This window comes from Bartonella sp. TT110JLCBS (assembly GCF_042193405.1).
Classification (GTDB): Bacteria; Pseudomonadota; Alphaproteobacteria; order Rhizobiales; family Rhizobiaceae; genus Bartonella.
The window spans coordinates 1-534 of the sequence record NZ_JBHILT010000322.1; the positions used below are offsets into that span (position 1 = coordinate 1).

Genomic DNA, 534 nt, shown 5'->3' on the forward strand with positions numbered 1-534 from the left:
GGCAAAAAGCTTTAGAAGCGTTAACGAAGTCGAGTGAAGCTAAGAGTTTAGCGGAAACAGCTCATAGCACAGCAGTAAGTTCACAGCAGACAGCCGCTGATGCAAAAGCTAAAGCCGAAAGTGTAGAGACAGTTGCGAATACAGCGAAGAGCACAGCAGAAGAAGCCAAGAATGTAGCGGATAGAGCAACGGAGAAAGTAGAGCAAGCTGTAAGAGAGGCTAGCGCTGCGAAATCTAAAGCGGATAGTTTAGAGATTGTTGCGACTGAAGCGAAATCCACGAGTGAACAAGCAAGCCAAACAGCAATTTCTTCGAAGAGGGTATCAGAGGAAGCCAAAGAAGATGCAAGGAGCGCCAAATCAATAGCTTTAGACGCAAAAAGTCCAGCCGATAGTGCAACGGCAAGAGCGGAACAAGCGCAACAGGGTGCCACAGAAGCGTCTAGAATAGCCAACGAAGCCAAAGCAGCAGCAGAGACAGCGCTGCGTTCAGGAGCGTCAGCAGGTCAAGTGAGTGCAGAGGCGGTTAAGGCTA

General features: G+C 49.3%; 1 pseudogene. It reads left to right on the forward strand.

The window, feature by feature from the left end:
• Positions 1–534 (forward strand): annotated as a pseudogene (locus ACFILW_RS11125) (hypothetical protein); the annotation flags it as partial.